This is a genomic window from Flavobacterium alkalisoli (assembly GCF_008000935.1).
Classification (GTDB): Bacteria; Bacteroidota; Bacteroidia; order Flavobacteriales; family Flavobacteriaceae; genus Flavobacterium; species Flavobacterium alkalisoli.
The window spans coordinates 1210033-1231490 of the sequence record NZ_CP042831.1; the positions used below are offsets into that span (position 1 = coordinate 1210033).

Here is a 21458-nt window from a genome sequence, read left to right on the forward strand (position 1 = left end):
ATGACCAGGGAGCCCTTATGGGCTCCCGGTTCTTCCTTTGCCTAACAAAAAAGAAAACACACACATGAGAAAAATATACCTTGCCGCTTTAGTGGCATTGTGTGGCCTTGCCGATGTTTCTGCACAGCAGGACCCGCACTATACGCAGTACATGTATAACATGAACGTGATCAACCCTGCCTATGCGGGCTCGAAGGAGAATTTGTCCTTTGGGTTATTGTACCGCAAACAGTGGGTTGACATCCAGGATTCCCCAACCACGGCAACCTTCTCAGGGCACAGTCCTGTTGGTAAGAATGTGGGATTGGGCCTATCTGTAATCAACGACCAGATTGGTCCTGTAAAGGAGACCAACACCTATGCGGACTTCTCCTACACCCTTAACTTAGGTGGAGAGCACCGCCTTGCCCTTGGCCTTAAGGCCGGAGCAACGTTCCACGATGTGGGGCTATACAGTGACATCGGTAACGGATATGTACCGGCGCCGGGCGACCCTGCCTTCAGTGAGAACGTTAACAACACCTATTTCAACATAGGTGCAGGATTCTTCTACTACACCCAGAAGTACTATGTGGCCTTCTCGGTACCGAACATGCTTAAGAGCAAGCACCTTGACCTTGATGGTACTGACAAGGCAGTTCGGATCGGAAGTTCAGCACTACTTCCTAACGGGGGGTTACGTATTCCAGTTATCGGATAACGTAAAGCTAAAACCCTCTTTCATGTTAAAATCAGCCTTCAACGTATCGCCTTCTATAGACGGTTCACTGAATGCGCTGTTCTTTGAGCGCTTTGAGATCGGGGCCACCTACAGGCTTGATGACTCTTTTGGTGGTATGGTCAACTACAGGATTACCCCTAACCTTAGGCTGGGTTATGCCTATGACCATATTGTTTCCGACCTTAACATCACTACCCCAGCCTCGCATGAGGTAATGCTGTTTATTCGATTTGAACTTCCCTAAGAAAGTATCACGTTCACCACGTTATTTCTAACCTAAAAGCGACCAAGAAAAATGAAGAACCTATATATCAGTTTAAGTTTTATGCTGGCAGCACAGTTTGCCATGGCACAGAGCAGGGAAACCGAGAAGGCGGACAAGCTGTATGCCAGGATGGAATATGTTGATGCCGCCAATGAATATATGAAGCTATCAGGCAAGAGCGACCCTTATGTTTACAGGCAGCTGGCCGAGAGCTACTACAATGTCTTTAACAGCAAGGAGGCGGTAAAATGGTATGCCAAGGCTACCGAGAGCCAGCAGGAAGCTGAGATCTATTACCACTATGCCCAGATGCTTAAGGCCGAAGGCAGGTATGAGGAGGCTAATGCGCAGATGCGTAAGTTTGCCCAGTTAAAGCCGAATGACGAGAGGTCTGTGGCCTTTATGAAAGACCCTGACTACCTTCCGAAATTAAGGAACCAGACAAGATTGTTTGATGAGAAGAAGCTGGACATCAACGATGAGAAGTACAGCTCCTTTGGTGCGGTACTTACCGATGACAACAACTTCTACTTCACCAGCGCAAGAAATACGGCAAGGAAGACCTACGGGGCTAACGAACAGCCGTTCCTTGATATGTACATGGCTACCTATAATGCCGACGGTACCCTTAGTGAGCCGACCCCTATTGCCGATGTGAACAGCAAATGGCACGACGGCCCTGCAGCGGTAAGCGCAGACGGTAACACGATGTATTTCTCCAGCGAGAGCTTTAAGGAGAGCAAACAGTTTGAGAGGGATAAGGACAACAACCTTAAACTGGGCCAGGTATACCTTTACAAGGCTACCAAGGCTGACGGCAAATGGGGTAACATCCAGCCGCTTCCTTTCAACGAGAAGACCTACTCAACAGGTAACCCTGCCATCAGTGCAGACGGCAAGACGCTTTACTTTGTTTCGAACCGTCCGGGAGGCCAGGGCGGCAACGATATCTGGAAGGTGGAGGTTAAGGGCAACAACACCTATGGTGAGCCACAGAACCTTGGGGATAAGATCAACACCCCAGCCAATGACAATTTCCCATACATCACCTCAGAGGGCAAGCTGTACTTCTCCTCAGACGGAAGGAAAGGCTTTGGAGCACTGGACGTGTTTGTGGTGGACCTGAAGAAAGGAACAGAAGTAATGAACGTTGGCTTACCAATCAACTCAGGACAGGATGACTTTGCCTTCAGTTTCAATGACCGGAAGAACATCGGTTTCTTCAGCAGTAACAGGACAGGTGTTGACCAGCTTTACAGCGCAACGCCAATCTGTGGCGTTGAGGCTATTGTAATGGTAAGGGATGCCAACACGGGCAAACCGCTGGCAAGCGCGAGGGTATCAATCCTTGATGAGAGGAACAATGTTATTGAGACCAGGACTGCAGATGCAGGAGGTAAGGTAGTTTACAATGTTGATTGTGACAGGGCCTATACCATCCAGGCAAGCATGACGGGTTATGAGCAGAACAGCTTCCCGATTGCCAAAACCCATGGTGGTGAGGTGAACGTTATGGCTGACCTGAAACCGATCGAGGAAATCGTGAAAGAAGTTGTAGTGGAACTTAACGACATCTTCTTTGAGTTCGATAAGAGTAACATCACCAAAGAGGCAGCCTTTGAGTTAGACAAACTGGTAGAGGTTATGAACAATAACAAGGAAATGACGATCATGGTTAAGGCACACACCGATAACCGTGGTAGTGACCAGTACAACATGAACCTTTCTAACAGGAGGGCAAAATCTACTGTTCAGTATGTCATCTCCAAAGGCATTGCCAAGGAGCGCATCTCAGGACAGGGTTATGGTGAGAGCCAGCCGCTTGTTGACTGTAAAGACAAATGTACAGAGGAAGAGCATGCTAAGAACAGACGCTCGGAATTTGTAATAGTGAAGAAATAATAATATAGACTTAACAAGTTAACCAGCCAAAAAACAAAAAAGCAGCCCATTGGGCTGCTTTTTTAATTATTAAGTTTATTCGTTGTCGCTTTGATACCATTCTGCGAAGGAAGTTTCTGTTTCCTGTAGCTTTAATGAATGCAATTGTATGTTTTGTGGTAATCTGTTTTTAATCTTATCTGCAAAATCGATTACCATATTCTCACTGGTAGGTTGGTAATCTACTAAAATAACATGATGTCCTCTGTTTTGAAGTTCTTTGGCCAGTTCAACATGGGGAGTATTTTGGTTAAATACAGTAGCGTGATCAAAAATATCTACTATTTCTTCCTTAACAATCTTCTTCAAATCACCAAAATCAATTACCATTCCGTACTTAACATTACCGGTATCGGTTATTGGTGTACCTATAACAGTAACTGAAAGCTTATAGCTGTGTCCGTGAACGTTTTTACACTTTCCGTCATAGCCGTAAAGGGCATGTCCGGTTTCAAAATTGAACTGTTTTGTAATCCTGATTTTGCTCATTATAATAGTGTTAAGTGTGCAAATTTACTAAATAAAATGCATCATGTTAATTTATTCTCAACGTATTGGTTTTCCGATTATCTTTGCTCGCCTTTTTAATTATGGCGCTATATGGATGAGTTACAGTTGAATCCGTTGTATGAAAAGGTTATTTCTGACCTTTTAGAAAAACAGTATAGTGTGGTGGAAAACTTTTTTCCGCTTGAAGAAGTACTGGAGCTTCGACAAAGTCTGCTTACCAAATATGATGATGACCAGTTTAAGAAATCGGCCATAGGAAACTGGACTAACGAACAGGTTATGAAAGCCGTAAGGGGCGATTTTATCTTTTGGCTGGATGAAGCTAACTGTAATCCCGCAGAAACAAGATTCTTTTCCCGTTTAAATGACTTTGTTGATTATCTTAACAGAACCTGTTTTATGGGAATAACAGAGCAGGAGTTTCATTATGCATTATATCCGGAAGGTACTTTTTACAAACGCCATTTAGATACATTTCAAAATGACAGCAGGAGAAGGCTCTCTATAGTATGCTATCTTAATGAAGAAGACTGGCAGCCTGAATATGGCGGTGAGCTTGCCATATATATACCTGAGAACGGTACTGAGCGTGCAGAGAATATTTACCCTGTGCAGGGGCGTATGGTTATTTTTGAAAGCAGTGTGCTGGAGCATGAAGTAAAGCCTGTAAAACAGGAGCGTTTGAGTATTACAGGCTGGTTAAAAACAAGGGGAGAGGCTATTTTTTAAACCTCTCCAAAGCTTCTTTAGTAAATTCGGAAAGTACAAGTCTTCCTGATATTTTAGCTCTTTCGGTAAGAAGGGTATCCCAGTTTTCGGTGCCTTCCCAAAGTACTTTTTTCATGGCATCAAGTGCCTCTGGGTTATAAGATGCTAACTTGGAAGTGAAAATGTCAAGTTCTTTATCCAATTCCTTTACGCTTTCAAAAACTTTTGCATAAAGACCTTTTTCCTGTGCCCAGTATGCATTTTTCCATTCGTGTGCAGCCAGTGTCATTTCAGCAAGGGCAGCCTTTCCCATTTTACGCTCAACGGCCGGAGCAATAACAAACGGACCTATACCAATAGTAAATTCTGAGAGCTTAATGGCACTACCTTCGGTAGCGAGTGCATAATCGCATGCAGAAGCAAGGCCTACACCACCACCTACAGCTTTTCCGTGAATACGGCCTATTATCAGTTTACTGCAGTTGCGCATGGCGTTGATAACATTGGCAAATCCGGCAAAGAAAACAGCTCCCTCCTCAAGGTTAGAAACGGCAAGAAGTTCGTCAAACGAAGCTCCGGCACAAAAAGCCCCATCGCCTTCACTTTTCAGTACAATAATATTTACTTCAGGATTATTGCTAAGGGAATTAAGTTCATTTGTTAGCCTTTGAAGCAGCTCTCCCGGAAAGGAATTACTGGCAGGATGGCCAAACTCAACCATTGCAATCCTGTTTTCTATTTTGGTATATAAAGAGCCGTTAGGTCTTGTAGTAGTACTCATATTGTTTGGTTTTTGGGTAAAATTAAGGCAAATAGTAAAGGATAAAAACAAATTGCTTAAAAGTTTGTATTTTTAGAAACGAAATATATTATATTTGCTGCACTCAAGCGGGGATGTAGCTCAGCTGGCTAGAGCGCTTGCATGGCATGCAAGAGGTCGTGGGTTCGACTCCCATCTTCTCCACAGGTAAAAACCTTCAGTAAAAACTGGAGGTTTTTTTGTTTATATTAGTAATGATATGTCATAAGCGAGGAGCTCGCGCACGGATGTAATTAAACAAGATTGAGCTAATTAAAGTTAATTATGAAAAAGTTTTTTTATATAACTGCTACAGGAATGTTTATAATTTCAATATATCTATACATTCAATTTAATAAGGCTGTTAATGTAGATGAAAGTTGCTTTACTTCTGATTTTGAAGAAGTTTTTGGTGATAAGCATTTGGAATTAAATAAGATATATGATTTTTCACAAATATTGAATTGTAAGGAATGGGACAAGATGATAATTGTGGGAGGACCAAGGGCAAATAGAACTACTATTTTTTTAAGAGAAGGGATTGCGCTACCTGAAATTGAATATGGTGATAGAGGCTCAGATTCATTATTGTTTTATATTATTAACGACGGCAAACTGATAAATACTCCAATAGGATATTGGAATGATTATTTTTTGTATTTTCAAGATTTTAATGATTGTGATTATGTAATTTTAAATAAAAACGATGCCGTTTTTAAATGTATTTTTCTCGATTATATTGGGTCTAGAGAAACATTAACATTCGAACTTGTGAGTAAACCGAATACGGATTAATCTTCGGTTTTTAAAATCAACAGAGTTAAATAGATAAAGTAATCTTCGGATTGCTTTGTTATTTTAGCTCTCATATGGAGTTAGTCATTAGCTTCAAAAAAAAGATGAAGTAATATTAACTTTTTAATATAAATTAAAGTCGTGTGAGATTTACGGATTATTACATAGTTCTTACTATTATAATGCTGAAGGAATAAATTAAAACCTCTCTAAATCCTTTATAAATAACTTCGATAATTATCCCATCTTCTCCACAAGTTAAAAAACCTTCGGTGAAAATCGGAGGTTTTTTATTTATATTAGTAATGGTATGTCATAAGCGAGGAGCTCGCGCACGGATGTAATTAAACAAGATTGAGCTAATTAAAGTTAATTATGAAATATTTTTTAGTCTGTTTTTTGCTAATTATTAGTTGTAAGTCAGGGGAAGATGCAGGTGCTCTTAATTCCGTCATTGGAACTGCATCAAATCAAAAATCCGGAGCTATATTGTATGGTAATGGCGAAGTATATGCGATTGCCGGTATGCAAAGCTGGGATACTGTATTTTTGAATAAAAAAGTAAAAGTAAAGGGACATTTTAAGTTGATGGTTGATCAGGATAAGGTTGAGATTGGAAATTTGGGTACTTTTCAAGCTCAAAGTTGTCCCAGATATTATCTTGTAAGTGATGCAACATGGGAATTGTATGATTCTGATTAATCTAACCGACTGGAGGTTTTTTTATATTAGTAATGGTATGATACAATGTGTATTCACTTTATTGTAAAAACATAGATGAGTTTTTATGGCTAAAAGAAATAAAATCATTTTGTTAATAGCCGCCTTTGGGTGTTTTATAGCTATTATGTTATATACATCAACTTCACCACAAAAAACAGTTGATAATATTAAAAGAGGTTATAGTGGGATAGTTGTTAGTAAACAACAAATTGCTGAAAGGAAAAGTCATTTGACAGATATTTATTTTAAGGATGATGGTGTAAATATATCTGAAGTATTTAGACAGGGATTAGACGGTATAATTGAAGTTGGTGATTCCATCATAAAACCTAAAAATGATAATTATCTATATATAATAAAGCCCGGAGGTAAAAAAGAAGCTTTTATTTATACTTATATTTCTGAAAGTTATAGAAATGATTTCAGATGGCCTGACGAATGGAAGGAGAAGTGGCCTGAAGCCAGCAGATAAAGTTAATCGTTATATTAGAGATGAAAAAAATACTACTTATTTTCATTTTTTTATTACTGTTGCCTTTTGTTCTTAGTGCACAGGAATCTGTTCATTATGAAAGAATAGATAAATTGCTTACATCTTTTTTTAAAGAAGATTTAAATGAAAATAAAATTGTTTTTACGATAAATGATAAGCTTTATTTGATAATAGTTGAGAAGAAGGATGCTTATGAGCATTATTATTTTGAAGCAGATACCATTACGGATAAAAAACCACAGGTAAAACAGATGATAATCTTTAAGCCAAATAATCTTCTTGAAACAGCTTTTAATACTAATAATTATCACACTGGATATATAGATTTTTTCTCTGAATTTTATAAAGATGGTGTGGAATTTTCAATTGGAAATCCTACTTACTTTGTGTTATTAGATAAAAATGGGCAAAAATTTGGAGAAGCTGAATTAAGTGCAGTTGTAATTCCTAATCCTATTGATAAAGAAGTTTATAATTATATAGTAACAACCACAATTGCAATGATGCAATATTGATTTTGTTGTTGTAGTCCTGTCTCTCAATTATTCCTCAAATCCCCTTTCCTCATTTTTAAGTATCTTTGGCTGTTTACAACTAAGTACTAAGGCATGTCTTTAAAAAAGGATAGGGAAGAAAAATCACAATTACATTCGCGTAACAAAAACAGGGGGCTTTATGACCTAAATGCTTTAGTGGCTGCTGTTCCTCAACTGGCCGATTTTATAAAACCCAATAAATTTGGTAATGATTCGGTCGACTTCTCCAATCCCGTTGCAGTTAAGCTTTTAAATAAGGCGCTTCTTAATCACTATTACGGAATACAACACTGGGATTTTCCCGATAAAAACCTTTGTCCGCCCATACCCGGACGTGCCGACTATATCCATTATCTTGCCGACCTGTTAGCCGAAAGCAATAACGGTACAATTTCTTTAGGGAATAAAATTACCTGTCTAGATGTTGGCACCGGTGCCAGTTGTATTTATCCTATACTTGGTGTTACAGAATACAACTGGAATTTTATAGCGAGTGATATTGCGATAGCATCTATTGAATCGGCTAAAAGTATTACAGATACTAATCCTATTCTTAAGGATAAGATAGAATGCAGGCTTCAAAACAATCCTAAAAATATTTTTACAGGAATTATAGGTACACAGGAAAAGATAGATGTTACCTTGTGTAACCCTCCGTTTCATTCGTCGGCAGAAGAAGCCCAAAAGGGCACACAACGAAAGGTAAAGAATCTTTCGGGTAAAAAGCATAAAACTCCTGAGCTTAATTTTGCGGGGATAAGCAACGAACTTATTTATGATGGCGGAGAATACCGTTTTGTGGCTACAATGATTACAGAGAGCCAAAAAATGGCTAAAAACTGCTATTGGTTCACTACGCTGGTTTCAAAACAAAGTAATCTTAAAGGAATTTATAAAGCCTTAGATCATGTAGGTGCCAATGTGGTTAAAACCATCCCTATGGGTACCGGTAATAAATCTACCCGAATTGTAGCCTGGACTTTTTTAAATGAAAAGGAACAGAAAGAATGGCGGGAGAGTAGGTGGAGAATCTAATAAAGAATTATCCCTTTTCCCTTTTTCCGGCTTCAATTTTTATAAAATCTGGTAAATAATTTGGAGTACAGCCTTTTGAAACCATTTCGTTTTTATAGAGACCTGTTTTTTCTCCCAAAGCTACACATTGTTTGCGGTATTGCTTATCGTAAACACCTATCCATCCAGCTGTAAAATTCATAGCCCATTGTACCTCAGGTACTTCTTTCTCTATTTTGGCCTCAATGGCAGTAAGTAATTTTGTAGTATTTTCAGGTGGGATTTGCCCTGTCCACCTCAATCTCGCCTGGTAATACCAATAGGATCGTCGTTGAAGAGGTGAGGAGCTTTCAGCCCACGATTCTATTAAGGCAATTGTTTTTTTGTCTTTCATTAATTGGTTTGCCATTAGCCAATCCATTAACTGTAACTTTTCATCTTCTTTATGAGTCTGCATGTCATTATCAAGGCTGTTTATTACTTCTTGGGTAAGAAGCTTTTTATCAAATATTAGTATGGCAAGCTGGCGTGGCATAAATTTACCTGTAGACCATAATTCCATGGCAAGATTGTGGTCTTTTTTTATCTCCTTTGCGATATTTCGCAAATCACCTAATTTAATCCCTTTATCAGTTACTCTATCGTAAATGTCCTGAGCTATTTGTGTGATTTTCATGCTTCTTGTTTTGAAAGTATACATACAAAAATAAATGAAATTATGAAGTATATCTTAATGCTGTATAATATAGTTAACGTTAAAAATACCTTCAAAAATTTGCGTAGCTAAATAACTACACATATATTTGTAGTCAAATAACTACACGATGAATTTAAGACGCGATGTATTTCAGGCTATAGCCGACCCGACAAGAAGATCTATACTTGTTTTGGTAGCTACACAGGCAATGACGGCAGGTGCTATTGCTTCAAACTTTGATACCGCAAGGCCTACAGTTTCTAAACATTTACAGATACTAACCGAATGTCAGTTGCTTAAGCAGGAACAAAACGGCAGGGAGATTTACTACCATTTAAATCCGGAAAAAATGAAGGAGATTGCCGATTTTATTGAGCCGTTCCGTAAAATGTGGGACGACAGGTTCAATAAGCTGGAGGCCGTAATGAAGAATTATCAATCAAAAAACGAACAATAATGGAATTAAAAACAAAAATTCATGCCGAAGACAGCAGGCAGGAACTGGTGGTGACCAGAACCTTTGATTTGCCGATAGAGTTGCTTTTTAAGGCGTATGAAGATCCCGACCTTTTTGAGCAATGGATGACTACAAACGTAGTGAAGCTGGAAGCCAAAAAGTATGGGGGGTACAGGTTTGAAACTACTAACCCTGAAGGTCAGGTGGTATTTAGCGCCAACGGTACTTTTCATGAATTTGAACCCAACAAAAGGATAGTGCGCACTTTTGAAATGGAAAATACACCTTTTGAGGTTCAATTGGAATTTCTGGAATTTGAAAAACTTACCGATACAACCAGTAAATTCACTATGCATATAGTATACAGGTCGGTTGCAATGCGTAATCAGATGCTGCAGCTTCCGTTTGCACAGGGGCTAAATATGGCACACAACCGCCTGGAGGAAATAGTAAGCAAATTAAAACAGTAACCATGGAAAAAAGAAACAGGATTATTTACTGGATTGCTACAGGATGGCTTTCTTTAGGGATGCTTTCTACCGGAATCGTACAGCTTTTAAAGGTTGAACAGGAAACAGCCAAGATTACACAACTGGGTTACCCTGTTTATATTTTAACCATATTAGGTATATGGAAAATTTTAGGGGTTATTGCTGTGCTTATCCCTAAATACCCTGTGTTGAAGGAATGGGCTTATGCCGGATTTTTCTTTGCCATGACCGGGGCGGTAATTTCACATATTGCATCGGGCAGTCCGGCTGGAGAATTGTTCGGGCCTACACTGCTTATAGTGCTAACAATAGTTTCGTGGTACTTTAGGCCGGCATTAAGAAAGACTAATAGTATAAAAGCGTAAAAAAATGAGCAATAAAAAAGAATTATCTAAAGATCAGGCAGCAGAGCTGCTGCAGGTTTTAAAAGCGCGTTTTGAAAAGAATATGAACCGCCATAAAGGGGTGGAGTGGGATAAGGTACAGGCTAAGCTGGAAGCCAGTCCGCAAAAGCTATGGTCACTCGATGCTATGGAAGAGACTGGTGGCGAACCCGATGTGGTGGGTGTTGACAAAAAAACAGGTGAGTATATTTTTTATGACTGCTCTGCCGAAAGTCCAAAACGCAGGAGCCTTTGTTATGACCAAGAAGCACTGGAATCAAGAAAACAGCATAAACCAAGTGGTAGTGCAATTGATGTATCGGCCTCTATGGGTATTGAAATATTAACCGAAGAAGAGTACAGGGAGCTGCAAACTTTAGGTAAGTTTGATACCAAAACCTCAAGTTGGGTTAAAACTCCCGATAACATAAGAAAACTGGGCGGGGCAGTATTTTGCGACCGCAGGTATGATACAGTTTTCCTTTACCATAATGGTGCAGAATCCTATTACGCGGCAAGGGGATTTAGGGGAGTTTTAAAAGTTTAGAATTAATTATTCTCAGTAGCATCAGCAAATACTTCTTCCTCTGGTGGGAAAATAGATTCGTCGGCAGAAAAATCAAGAATCTCGGCCGTAAGCACATATTTTGTTATTTCATCTATACCTTTTTGCAGCATAAGCGGAGTGGAGTATTTTCGGCTGGTTGCCAAAATAAATCCGTCTTTAGACAGCCTGAAGAAATGCTTGCCCGAAGGGGTACTGTTTTTCCTGAAGGTAAACTGGGAAATATCTCCCGCAATGGCTTCAATTATCTTTTCACAATCCGATTTTTGCTTACAGCTTAAGCTGGTAAAAATCGTTTTTCCCTTTCTGGATGTGAAAACAAATTTATAGTCTCCGTTCGTTCGTTTGCTTATTACAAACATTCCCATAGGCTTACAGTAATTTCTTAGATTAGTTATTTTGGCTTGTGTAAAAAGCAAATCTAAAGAATTCAAAAATTGAATAAAACAGGGTTAACGAATTTTTATCAAGAATAAAAAAACCGCCTGTAAAGTAAATTAGCAAACGGTTTTAGTTGGATGAAAGGTAAGGGGGGCTATAATTTAGTAATGCCTTTTATTTGTGGTTTCCCTTTTAGGGGTTTGTATATTTTTATTATCGCTTCCCATATTACAGCATTAGGAGGCAGGCATGCCATACATTTAAAATTATAGTTGGTTCCGTCAACAATCTGGGTAGCAACGGTAAGTGGCCTGTAGTTTATTCCCACAAAGCCTTCCAGGGCTTCTTCAAAAACCTCTTTGTCCTGAGGGGTGAGCTTGTTATAGGCACTCCACATACCCATTACAGGCTCTTCTGTTTGATTTTGGGCTGTCATGATGTAGTATTTTTGGTTGGTTGATTCTTTAAGGAAAAAAGGTGTGGTTGTAAGGGCTAATTTATTAATGATAAAATGACTGTTTTAGCGTAAAAACAACGGTTTTTAAAAATCAGGTAATTCTACCTGTAAATAACAAAAGCCGTTTGGGTTTTATACCAAACGGCTTTATTACTAATTAAAAGCAAAAAAGTTATATTCTTGTAATGCCGGTAATGTGAGGCGCACCGTTAAGTGGCTTATAGATTTCTACAATAGCTTCCCAAACCACTTCTGCAGGTGGCATAGAAGCCAGGCATTTAAAACGGTAGTTTGTACCGTTTACTACCTGAGTTGATACTGATTGCGGGTTATAACTAACCCCAACAAAACCTTTCATTGCTTCATCAAACACCTGTCTGTCTGCTGGAGTCAGTGGGTGATAAGCAGTCCATCCTCCTACTACTGCAGGAGCTTCTACTGAATTTGACATAATATTATAATTTATTAGTTGGTTTTCCTACTCGTAAGGCTTTTCGGAAAATCGCCCGTTTTTTAAAGTGGTAGCTGTTCCACCTTTGGTTGCAAATCAATTGATTGTTGATGCTAAATTACGTTTGTATAGTAAATTGGAATAGCGTAAAAACCACGGTTTTTAAAAATCAGGTAGATATACTTAGGAAGAACCGCTCGAATATGTAAGAAATTTTTTTTACTATATTTCAGTTGCCAACTAAGAAACATGAAAGAAAAAACTACCACAATTTTTTACGCAGTTTGCCTGTGTTTAGTGCTTTCCTGTAAGCAAAACCCTACTTCTAAAGAGAGGGATTCTGTAACAGATAAGGTAACTAAAACTGTTTTTTCAGATACTACTCACATAAATTATTTCAGGTTTTTACTTGCTAACCATAAAAAAGTAAATCCGTACTGGGAAGCTAAGCTTGAAGCGGTTGGTGTTGAAATGTTTCCTCAAAATAATAATACAGAGATAATGCTGGAAGATTATTGGAGCCTTAATGAAAAAACACAGGTTCTTATCATAAAGGTAAATTCAGGCTTCGAAAGTGATAGTTATTTAATTACATCAAATAACGATTCTGATTTTACCGCGATGCTTCATGTTTTTCATAAGTATGAAAGGAATTTAAATGATGATTTTTATTCGTATACCGACTATGAAATTATGGATGGTGATAAGGTTGAGTTAACTTTACATGAATTTTTCAGTAACCAGCAGCAGGAAACTCTAACCCGAGAAAAATGGTATATACGCTATGACGGAATGATTGAAGGGGAGAGCAAAGCGTTTAAATACCGTTAAAGTCCGTAAGATTCTTCCTTACCTCGGTATTTTTTAGTATCATTATTAGCCTAAACAGATGATTATGGAAAACTTAACAGCTGTAAGGCATTATCTGCATCAGCATCCTGAAGTTTCACAACAGGAGTACAACACCCAGTCTTATCTTTTTGGGTTGTTGCAAAAACTCAATCCCGATAAAATAGATAAAGTAGCACAAACCGGTATTTTGGTAACATTTTATGGTGAGCAGCCTGGTAAGAGTATCTTGTTTCGTGCTGACATGGATGCCCTGCCTATACAGGAAACGAATACCGATATTATTTATAAATCCATCATACCCGGAGTGTCTCACAAATGCGGACATGACGGGCACAGTACCATAATGTATGGTGTTGCACAGTTTTTTGCAGCTAAAAAACCTCTAAAAGGTAATGTATACCTGTTATTTCAGCCAGCCGAAGAAAACGGGTGGGGAGCCCGTAATGTGGCTTTAGATCCTGTTTTTAAATCGCTGGATATTGATATGGTTTTTGCGCTGCACAACCTGCCGGGTTTTAAAAAGCATAAGATAGTTTGCAAAACGGGCAGTTTTACTTCGAGTGTTGTAAGCCTTGCCGCTTATTTTAAAGGATATACTGCACATGCCGCCGAACCGTGGAACGGTAGGAATCCCGCAGCAGCCATTAGTAAATATACCCTAAAGGCATTAGACCTTAATGAAGAAAATAAACCCGCCTATGTAACGGTTACGCCTGTTTATACCCAACTGGGAGAGATGGCCTATGGCGTTTCGGCAGGGGAGGGATCAGTCCATTTAACCATACGTGCCGATAATAATCAAAGGCTCGATGATGCCATTAGTACAGCCAAAGTTTTTGCGCAAAAGATAGCGGAAGAAGAAGGACTGGAAGTAAGCTTTAGGATGATTGAACCTTTTGAATCCAATCAAAACGATCATAATGCGGTAGATATTATCAATAGTGCCGCCGATGAACTTGAATTGGAAAGGGAGACACTGGCACAGGGTTTTCGCTTTGGGGAAGACTTTGGCGTGTTTACCAATTTGTTTCCGGGAGCTATGTTTGGTGTAGGCTCGGGAGAGGACTGCAAGCCATTGCACCATCCCGAATATGATTATCCCGATGAGATAACAGAGACCGCAATTAAAATGTTTATTGAAATACAGAGAAAAGCACAATAGTTATGATGAAATCCACCCATATTAAACTTAGCAAAAATGCACTACAGAGTAATTGGGATTTTTTAAGGGAATATTTTAATGATACAAAAATAAGTGCCGTAGTTAAAGGTAATGCCTACGGGCACGGCATAGAAGAATATGTTGCCATGGCAGAGGATTGCGGGGTTAACCATTTTTCGGTTTTTAATGCCGAGGAGGCTGTAAGGGTTCAAAAAACAGTATCATCGGCTACGACCATTATGATAATGGGGGCTATAGAGGATTCTGATTTAGAATGGGCCATTGCCAACGATATTGAGTTCTATGTTTTTAATATGGAAAGGCTTACTGCTGCCATAAAAGCGGCAAAACAGGTAGGTAAAAAAGCATTGGTGCATATAGAAATAGAAACTGGGATGTACCGCACCGGATTTGAGCCAGCCATGATTACGCAACTTGCGGATGTTTTTAAGGCTAATACCGATACCCTTATTTTTAAAGGTTTATGTATGCACTTTGCAGGTGCCGAAAGCATAACCAATTATTTTAGGGTTAAAAAGCAGAAGATAAACTTTAAAAGGGCAATTAAACAATTTAAAAATGCGGGGATAAAACCCCAAATGATACATACCTGCTGTAGTGCGGCAGCCGTTCGTTTAACGGATATGCATTATGATATGATACGCATAGGGATTATGCAGTATGGCTTTTGGCCAAGCCCTGAAATATTAATAGAATACCTCAATAAATATAAAACGGTAAAATCTCCTTTGCGCCGTATTATAAGCTGGGAGAGTAAAGTGATGAGTTTAAAAACCGTTCCGCCCGGAGAGTTTATAGGTTATGGTTCATCTTATTTTGCTCATCAGGAAATAGAGGTGGCTGTTGTGCCCGTGGGGTATGCTCACGGTTTTAGCAGAAGCCTTAGTAATACAGGGCATGTACTCATTAACAAAATGAGGGCTCCGGTAGTAGGTACGGTTAATATGAATTGTGTAATAGCAGATGTTACCAATATTCCTAAAGTAGAAATAAACGATAAGGTTACCCTTATAGGTGAGCAGGGAAATCAGGAAATTACCGTGGCATCTTTTGGGGAACTGAGTAGTCAGTTAAATTATGAGTTGCTAACCAGGCTGCCGATGGATATACCAAGATTTGTGGTATAATTTATCGTAGCCAGTTACTGCCAAATACAATATAGTAGGCCCATTGTTCATTACCTTTTGCCACATCTATACCCATTCGTAGTTTAAACTTGCGGGCAACAAGGTACCTAAAGCCTGTTCCGTAGCCGTAAGCAAGTGGTTTGTCAAACATCTGGTCATAATCATCAAAGGCGCTGCCCAAACCTCCAAAAAGCATTACACTCCATCGTTTGTAGGCATCCCATCGCAGTTCGCCCTCGGTGACTAAGGTATTGTCGGCCTGGTAGCGGCCCGCTGCCGTACCTCTTAAATCAACAGCAGGTTTCAGGAAAAAAGCCGGGCTCCCAAATACATTGGTTCCTTCAATGCGTAAACCTCCTATCAGTTTTTTGGTAATGGGTCTATAACCAATAGCTGTATAGTTTATACGCCAGGAATCAAAATCACTGCCAATTATATTGTCTGACCAAGAGAAACTACCCTGTACGCGAATTCCCTTATCCGGAGTAAAAATATTATCGCGATCATCGTACTGAACAATACCACCCAGTTGGCTGGTAATGCTGTTTACTTCCTTATTTCTTATAAATTCAGGGAGGTTTTCTCCGGGTAGTGATAATTCTGTTTTAAGAAAGAAATATTTACCGCCCACACTCCATTTTGGGTTATTAAGCAATTTAAGCGCCTGCAGGTAAACGGGTATGGTATTGAAATGAAAATTAAACTCCTGTTCACCCACTTCGGGAAGTGTTTCATACAACGAGATATTAAGGCTGCCATATCCGGCCATGGCCCTGTAGGTGATTCCCTGTTTGGCAAAGGTACCGCTCCTAAAAGCCATTGTTGCCCAACTGTCGTTTGCAGTATACATACCCAGCGCTCCGGTTATTTCAGGTCGAACTGGTGTTATCTTTCCTGTTTCCGAATTTACATACGGGTCTTTTTTATTTATAAAAACGGGTACAAGTGCACCACCAAAACTTCCAAATGCAGGCTCAGTAATAATGGTAGGTACGGCAATAAAACCATGAGCATATATCAGGTAGTCGCTCATGTCAAAAGCTCCGTCAAGCGAGTCGCGCATGCTTACTTTTACTTTCTCCTTTTTGTCTTGGGCAAGAGTTACTACAGAGGAAAAAAATAATATGTAAAGTAAGGCCTTTCTCATTTTAGAATCCAAATCTGTAATTGGTTGATACTAATATGGATGAACGTCCGCCCAAAAATCCGGTTTCAAACCTAAACTGTAGGTTATGGTTAAGCTGGTATTGACCGCCAAAACACATGCTCCAGTGCGATACAGCTTCTTTTTTGAGGGAGTATTTAAGTGTAGTGTCCGATACGTCTATGTTTTCAAGTTTGTCTTTTACTTTGTCGGCTATTTGTTTTACCACCAGTTTTTGTGCCGGGCCAAGGTTTTGATACCAGTCGGTTCCTTCAATGTCTAGGTCTATAGGGTTAACGCCTACATTAAGATCCCCCAGGTTTATAGATCCTTCGGTAGTGCGGTTTATAAATAGTCCCTGTGTGCCTATCCACAAGCCAAGATTACGTTCAGGATGCCTTTTAGACTGAAAAATATATCCAAATCGGGGAGTAACCATTTGTGAATGTATAGCTCCTTTTATCTCGTCAAACCGGCTCCAGGTGTGATTATAGTCTATAGTCCCGAAAACATGTTTGTACCCGCCGCCCAAGGTAAGCCCGGCACCCATTATGCTTCCGTTAAAGTCTACCTCACTTTTAAAATTAACAGGGTATACTACCTCTACAGATGTATTTGCCCACGTTTTGCCGAAAATTCCGTACAAATTAACAAACGGCAGGGCCCAAACATCAATTCGGGTATTAATGCTTTGCACTTTTGCGTTTACTTCGCCAAATTTGACAAAATCGAGAGGTACAGGGTCTAAGTCGTTAATGCCAACCTGCAGGTCACTAATGTTTATTTTTTGTGATGCATTTACATAGTTTATCATTATCCCGGCGGGATAAGGCAGGTCGATGCCCCTTTTTGTAATGCGCTGCCCCCATGCAGGCAATTGGTAAGGCCATTGAGAGTTTGCAATACTGTCCCTGTAGGCTTGCCTTAAATCTTGTGCCTTAGCAGGAGCTAGTGACAAAACAAGAATTAAGAATGAGAAAGAGTATAACTTTTTCATAGGCTATTTTTGTTTTTTACTTCCGCCAATAGGTACACCTACCCCAAAATGGAAATACTGGTTATGTCCTGTAAACGGTACATTACTTTTATATATGTTGGTTAGTCCTGAGCAAAAACGGAGGTTAAAGTGAATGCCTTCGCCCTTTTCCAATACATATTGAAGATCGGCTGCCAGTCCGGCATCAAATCGGGTGAAATAGTCTTTGGTTTTATATTCTACTGTGCTGGTAGATCCGTCTTCGCGCTCATCTATGTACAAATCTTTGGACTTTATCCTTACGCCAAACTGTGGTCCTGCCGCAACACTTAAGGAAGGGGTAAACTTATATCGCAATAGCGGAACGATTTCAAAATAGGTAAGCTTGCGTTGAATTCTTGAGTCGGCAGGATAATCGGCGTTTTCAATAACTTCATAATTTAAGGGGATATCCTTCATTCCCTTAGGGCACTTAAATGACATGAAGTTTGTTATCATCCACTTGTTGCTTTCCCCAAGCTTAATATCGGTATAAGCACCTATGGCTAGCCCAAGTGAATTCTTACTGTCATCGGTATTGGTAATATAGGAAGACTGTCCTGCAAAATATAAACCTACCGAAACCTTATCGCTTTGTATCTTATCTCCAAAGAACAGGGCTAATACCGCCTGGGCTGAAGTTTGTTGGGGGAGCACAGTAAGAAAAGTGAGTAATAAAAAGCGCTGAAATAACTTTTGTAGGTGCATAACGTTAAGTTGTAGTCTTTTTAAGGCACTTAAAAAGAGATAGTTGGCTGTATTAAAGTTACGATTTTTTCTTATAGGTTAATAAAATAATTATGAAAGCGATTAATTAACAGTTTCTTTTCAATGTTTACATTGACTTAGTATTATAGTCATTTTGACATAATAGAAGGCTAACCCTTACTTTACATGCGGTTTCTAGTTTTGCACCCAACAAACACAAAAATTAAATCAATGAAACAATTATTACTATTTATATCGGTTTTTGTGCTGAGCGTTTCTGCTTATGCTCAAAAGGCCGGTGTTATTTCCGGTAAGATTACCGATCAGGTAGAGAATTTCTCTCTTCCGGGAGCAACCGTTAAGTTAACGGAAGGCAACCGCTATACAATTACCGACCAGATAGGTGATTTTGAGTTTTTAGGAGTACCTGCCGGTACTTATACTGTTGAGGTTATTTATATGGGTTATCAAACCCAGTCGCAACAGGTTACTGTAGAAGAAGGTAAAAATACAGTAATTAACTTTGTTTTGGTTGCAGGCTCTGAAACCCTTGATGAGGTTATAGTGGTAGGTGACGCACTTAGAGGACAGGCAAGGGCACTTAACCAGCAAAAAAACAACAGCAATATTACTAATGTAATCTCAAGTGATCAGGTAGGTCGTTTTCCTGATTCTAATATTGGAGATGCACTTAAGCGTGTACCGGGTATTACCATGCAGAATGACCAGGGTGAGGCACGTAATATTATAGTACGTGGTTTAGCCCCGTCACTTAACTCGGTAACGATTAACGGAGACAGGATCCCTTCGGCAGAAGGTGATAACCGTAATGTACAGATGGACCTTATTCCGTCGGATATGATTTCTACCATTCAGGTAAATAAAACACTTACTCCGGATATGGATGCCGATGCGATAGGTGGATCGGTTAACCTTGTTACCCGTGCTACTCCAAACGGCGAAAGAATTTCTGCAACACTTGCAGGTGGTTACAGCCCTATTAGAGAAAAAGGGATTTATACCGGTGCATTTGTATATGGTAACCGTTATTTTGATAACAAACTTGGTGTTGTTGTAAGCGGATCTTACAATGATAACGATTTTGGATCGGACAACATTGAGGCGGTATGGACTGAGGACGATTTTGGGAATGTATACGTACAGGAACAACAGATAAGAAAATATGATGTACAGCGTATACGTCGCAGTGGATCGTTTGCGGTAGACTATAAGTTTAACGAGTACAATACCATTTTTGCAAGCGGTATTTACAACTGGAGAGACGACCGTGAAAACCGTTTCAGGGTTACTTATGATGATATTGAGCCGGAATATAACGGTGAGGAAATTGTAAGCTACATGGGTACGGTAAAAAGAGAAACTAAAGGTGGTGCAGATAACAATCGTAATAAAAACAGAAGACTGGAAGACCAAAGGGTACAAAACTACTCTTTAAGAGGGGAACACCTTTTAAGTCCTAAACTGGATTTAGACTGGCAGGCAAACTATGCTGTTGCAAAAGAGTTCCGTCCTAACGAGCGTTACATCGAGTTTGAACAGGAAGACCTTCCGTTTGATGTTAATCTTTCTGATATGAGAAAACCTTTTGTAACTACTACAGGAGAAGACCTTTCTTCATTTGAATTCAGTGAGCTTACAGAAAACCGTGACTATACTAAAGAAAGCGAGTTTGGAGCTAAAGTAAATATCCGTTTCCCATTCTCTGTTATCGAGGGACAAAAAGGACGTTTAAGAACAGGTTTACGTTTAAGGTTAAAAGATAAGCTTAGGGATAATAACTTCTTTGCTTATGAGCCTCTTGAGGATATTACCCTTGCAGATGTTGCTACAAGCTACTGGGGAGGAGACGGATTTAACCCGGGAAGCCAGTATGTGCCTGGTACATTTGCTTCGGCTGCTTACCTTGGCGGATTAGACCTAAACAATCCAAACCTTTACGAAAGCGAATCAGATCCGTCTGAATTCCTTGCGGTAAACTACAAAGCAAAAGAAAATATTTTTGCAGGTTATGTAAGATGGGATCAGGATTTAACCGATAAACTTTCCGTTATTCTTGGTGCCCGTATCGAAAATACTCATATAGACTATACCGGTAACAGGGTACTTGATGAAGAGGAGCTTGAAGGAAAAATTGAAACTACAAACTCTTACACTAATGTTTTACCGGGTATTACTTTTAAATATGACGCTACAAGCGATTTAGTAATCAGGGCTGCATTTACAACATCATTAGCAAGGCCTAATTATTATGACCTTGCCCCTTACATTAACAACGTAGCTTCAGATTCTGAAATCATGGCCGGTAACCCTGACCTTAAAGCTACTTATGCTTACAATTTTGACTTAATGGCAGAAAACTACTTTAAGTCGGTAGGCTTAATTTCAGGAGGTGTGTTCTATAAAAACCTTCAGGATTTTATCTATACTTACAGCAACAATCAGTATTCTAATGCTGACTTTGCTAACGATTTTCCTGGTCAGGATAATCCTGTTCCGGTTGGAGAGGAGTGGACATTTGTTCAGTCAAGAAACGGTGATAATGTAGATGTATACGGTTTTGAGGTAGCTTTCCAGAGACAGCTTGATTTCTTACCGGGCTTCCTTAAGTACTTTGGTGTATATGTTAACTATACTTATACTGATTCTAAAGCAAAAGGTATTGCAGACGAAGATGGTAACGAAAGAAAAGACGTTAGCCTTCCTGGTACTGCACCACACATGTTTAACGGATCGCTTTCTTGGGAAAACAGCAAGTTCTCTGCAAGGGTTTCAACAAATTTCGCTTCAGATTATCTTGACGAACTTGGATCGGATGAGTTTAACGACAGTTACTACGACAAACAATTCTTCCTTGACATAAACGCGTCATACAAGATTACTAAAAACCTACGCATATTTGCTGAGGCTAAAAACCTGACAAACCAGCCTTTACGTTACTATCAGGGTGTTCAGGACAGGGTTAAGCAGTTAGAGTACTACCAGGGCAGATATAACCTTGGTATTAAGTTTGACTTCTAAGAG

At 39.4% G+C, this 21458-nt stretch carries 24 protein-coding genes, 1 tRNA gene and 1 pseudogene; 17 read left to right on the plus strand and 9 right to left on the minus strand.

The features are described 5' to 3' along the window. Positions 1-64: 64 nt before the first annotated feature. A pseudogene (locus tag FUA48_RS05235) lies at positions 65-996 on the plus strand (PorP/SprF family type IX secretion system membrane protein). Positions 997-1016: 20 nt separating this feature from the next. Further along, positions 1017-2888 carry an OmpA family protein gene (locus FUA48_RS05240; protein ID WP_147582571.1) on the plus strand — a complete coding sequence of 624 codons (1872 nt, stop codon included), beginning with the start codon at positions 1017-1019 and terminating at the stop codon, positions 2886-2888. Between the two features lie 75 nt (positions 2889-2963). Here the strand turns inward: FUA48_RS05240 and FUA48_RS05245 are convergent, their stop codons facing one another. Then, complete coding sequence (locus FUA48_RS05245) at positions 2964-3416, minus strand: 6-pyruvoyl trahydropterin synthase family protein (RefSeq protein WP_147582572.1); 453 nt, start codon at positions 3414-3416, stop codon at positions 2964-2966. Positions 3417-3527: 111 nt separating this feature from the next. On the opposite strand from FUA48_RS05245, the gene FUA48_RS05250 reads away from it, so the two are divergent. Continuing rightward, a complete protein-coding gene (locus tag FUA48_RS05250) occupies positions 3528-4166 on the plus strand; it encodes a 2OG-Fe(II) oxygenase (RefSeq protein WP_147582573.1) in 639 nt (212 codons plus the stop codon). Here the strand turns inward: FUA48_RS05250 and FUA48_RS05255 are convergent. After that, complete coding sequence (locus tag FUA48_RS05255; protein ID WP_147582574.1) at positions 4156-4926, minus strand: enoyl-CoA hydratase/isomerase family protein; 771 nt, start codon at positions 4924-4926, stop codon at positions 4156-4158. The two genes, FUA48_RS05250 and FUA48_RS05255, sit on opposite strands and share 11 nt — an antisense overlap. Before the next feature lie 109 nt (positions 4927-5035). Between FUA48_RS05255 and FUA48_RS05260 the strand changes: the two genes are divergently transcribed. The 6 genes from FUA48_RS05260 (at position 5036) to rlmF (ending at position 8526) form a co-directional block, all read left to right on the plus strand. Next, a tRNA-Ala gene (locus tag FUA48_RS05260) sits at positions 5036-5109 on the plus strand. 120 nt (positions 5110-5229) lie between these two features. Then, positions 5230-5739 (plus strand): hypothetical protein, encoded by a 510-nt coding sequence (locus tag FUA48_RS05265; protein ID WP_147582575.1) that lies wholly within the window; start codon positions 5230-5232, stop codon positions 5737-5739. Between the two features lie 375 nt (positions 5740-6114). Further along, positions 6115-6441: a hypothetical protein gene (locus tag FUA48_RS05270; protein ID WP_147582576.1), complete on the plus strand. Its 327-nt coding sequence runs from the start codon at positions 6115-6117 to the stop codon at positions 6439-6441. Between the two features lie 85 nt (positions 6442-6526). Continuing rightward, positions 6527-6934 carry a hypothetical protein gene (locus FUA48_RS05275; RefSeq protein WP_147582577.1) on the plus strand — a complete coding sequence of 136 codons (408 nt, stop codon included), beginning with the start codon at positions 6527-6529 and terminating at the stop codon, positions 6932-6934. A gap of 20 nt (positions 6935-6954) precedes the next feature. Continuing rightward, on the plus strand, positions 6955-7470 hold the full coding sequence (locus tag FUA48_RS05280) for a hypothetical protein (RefSeq protein WP_147582578.1): 516 nt from the start codon (positions 6955-6957) through the stop codon (positions 7468-7470). Positions 7471-7563: 93 nt separating this feature from the next. Beyond that, positions 7564-8526 carry a 23S rRNA (adenine(1618)-N(6))-methyltransferase RlmF gene (gene rlmF, locus FUA48_RS05285; RefSeq protein WP_147582579.1) on the plus strand — a complete coding sequence of 321 codons (963 nt, stop codon included), beginning with the start codon at positions 7564-7566 and terminating at the stop codon, positions 8524-8526. A gap of 7 nt (positions 8527-8533) precedes the next feature. On the opposite strand, the gene FUA48_RS05290 is transcribed toward rlmF, so the two are convergent. After that, a complete protein-coding gene (locus FUA48_RS05290) occupies positions 8534-9181 on the minus strand; it encodes a DNA alkylation repair protein (RefSeq protein WP_205729432.1) in 648 nt (215 codons plus the stop codon). A gap of 148 nt (positions 9182-9329) precedes the next feature. On the opposite strand from FUA48_RS05290, the gene FUA48_RS05295 reads away from it, so the two are divergent. From FUA48_RS05295 to FUA48_RS05310, 4 genes are read left to right on the plus strand one after another with little or no spacing between them, the layout of a single operon-like run. After that, entirely contained in the window at positions 9330-9659 is a 330-nt protein-coding gene (locus tag FUA48_RS05295; protein WP_129750658.1) for an ArsR/SmtB family transcription factor, read from the plus strand. Further along, positions 9659-10129, plus strand: coding sequence for an SRPBCC domain-containing protein (locus tag FUA48_RS05300; protein WP_147582581.1), 471 nt, complete (start codon positions 9659-9661; stop codon positions 10127-10129). The genes FUA48_RS05295 and FUA48_RS05300 overlap by 1 nt, the downstream gene beginning before the upstream one ends. A gap of 2 nt (positions 10130-10131) precedes the next feature. Continuing rightward, complete coding sequence (locus tag FUA48_RS05305) at positions 10132-10515, plus strand: DoxX family protein (protein WP_147582582.1); 384 nt, start codon at positions 10132-10134, stop codon at positions 10513-10515. Between the two features lie 4 nt (positions 10516-10519). Continuing rightward, positions 10520-11080 (plus strand): DUF4256 domain-containing protein, encoded by a 561-nt coding sequence (locus FUA48_RS05310; RefSeq protein WP_147582583.1) that lies wholly within the window; start codon positions 10520-10522, stop codon positions 11078-11080. A gap of 2 nt (positions 11081-11082) precedes the next feature. On the opposite strand, the gene FUA48_RS05315 is transcribed toward FUA48_RS05310, so the two are convergent. From FUA48_RS05315 to FUA48_RS05325, 3 genes are all read right to left on the minus strand, one after another. Beyond that, a complete protein-coding gene (locus FUA48_RS05315) occupies positions 11083-11466 on the minus strand; it encodes a YegP family protein (protein WP_147582584.1) in 384 nt (127 codons plus the stop codon). A 167-nt stretch (positions 11467-11633) separates the two neighbouring features. After that, positions 11634-11915 carry a hypothetical protein gene (locus FUA48_RS05320; protein ID WP_205729433.1) on the minus strand — a complete coding sequence of 94 codons (282 nt, stop codon included), beginning with the start codon at positions 11913-11915 and terminating at the stop codon, positions 11634-11636. A 193-nt stretch (positions 11916-12108) separates the two neighbouring features. Then, positions 12109-12387 carry a hypothetical protein gene (locus FUA48_RS05325; RefSeq protein ID WP_147582585.1) on the minus strand — a complete coding sequence of 93 codons (279 nt, stop codon included), beginning with the start codon at positions 12385-12387 and terminating at the stop codon, positions 12109-12111. A gap of 249 nt (positions 12388-12636) precedes the next feature. Between FUA48_RS05325 and FUA48_RS05330 the strand changes: the two genes are divergently transcribed. The 3 genes from FUA48_RS05330 (at position 12637) to alr (ending at position 15549) form a co-directional block, all read left to right on the plus strand. After that, positions 12637-13218, plus strand: coding sequence for a hypothetical protein (locus FUA48_RS05330; RefSeq protein ID WP_147582586.1), 582 nt, complete (start codon positions 12637-12639; stop codon positions 13216-13218). A gap of 64 nt (positions 13219-13282) precedes the next feature. Next, positions 13283-14401, plus strand: coding sequence for an amidohydrolase (locus FUA48_RS05335; RefSeq protein ID WP_240732548.1), 1119 nt, complete (start codon positions 13283-13285; stop codon positions 14399-14401). Between the two features lie 2 nt (positions 14402-14403). Continuing rightward, the gene (alr, locus tag FUA48_RS05340) at positions 14404-15549 is read left to right on the plus strand and encodes an alanine racemase (protein WP_147582588.1); all 1146 of its coding nucleotides are present in this window, start codon (positions 14404-14406) and stop codon (positions 15547-15549) included. Position 15550: 1 nt separating this feature from the next. Here the strand turns inward: alr and FUA48_RS05345 are convergent, their stop codons facing one another. The 3 genes from FUA48_RS05345 to FUA48_RS05355 are packed head-to-tail and all read right to left on the minus strand — an operon-like array spanning position 15551 to position 18416. Next, positions 15551-16696, minus strand: coding sequence for a BamA/TamA family outer membrane protein (locus FUA48_RS05345; protein ID WP_147582589.1), 1146 nt, complete (start codon positions 16694-16696; stop codon positions 15551-15553). Position 16697: 1 nt separating this feature from the next. Continuing rightward, positions 16698-17690: a hypothetical protein gene (locus tag FUA48_RS05350; RefSeq protein ID WP_147582590.1), complete on the minus strand. Its 993-nt coding sequence runs from the start codon at positions 17688-17690 to the stop codon at positions 16698-16700. Between the two features lie 3 nt (positions 17691-17693). Further along, complete coding sequence (locus tag FUA48_RS05355; protein ID WP_147582591.1) at positions 17694-18416, minus strand: outer membrane beta-barrel protein; 723 nt, start codon at positions 18414-18416, stop codon at positions 17694-17696. Between the two features lie 231 nt (positions 18417-18647). Here FUA48_RS05355 and FUA48_RS05360 point away from each other — a divergent pair, with 231 nt between their 5' ends. Further along, positions 18648-21455 (plus strand): TonB-dependent receptor, encoded by a 2808-nt coding sequence (locus FUA48_RS05360; RefSeq protein ID WP_147582592.1) that lies wholly within the window; start codon positions 18648-18650, stop codon positions 21453-21455. The last annotated feature ends 3 nt before the right edge of the window (positions 21456-21458 follow it).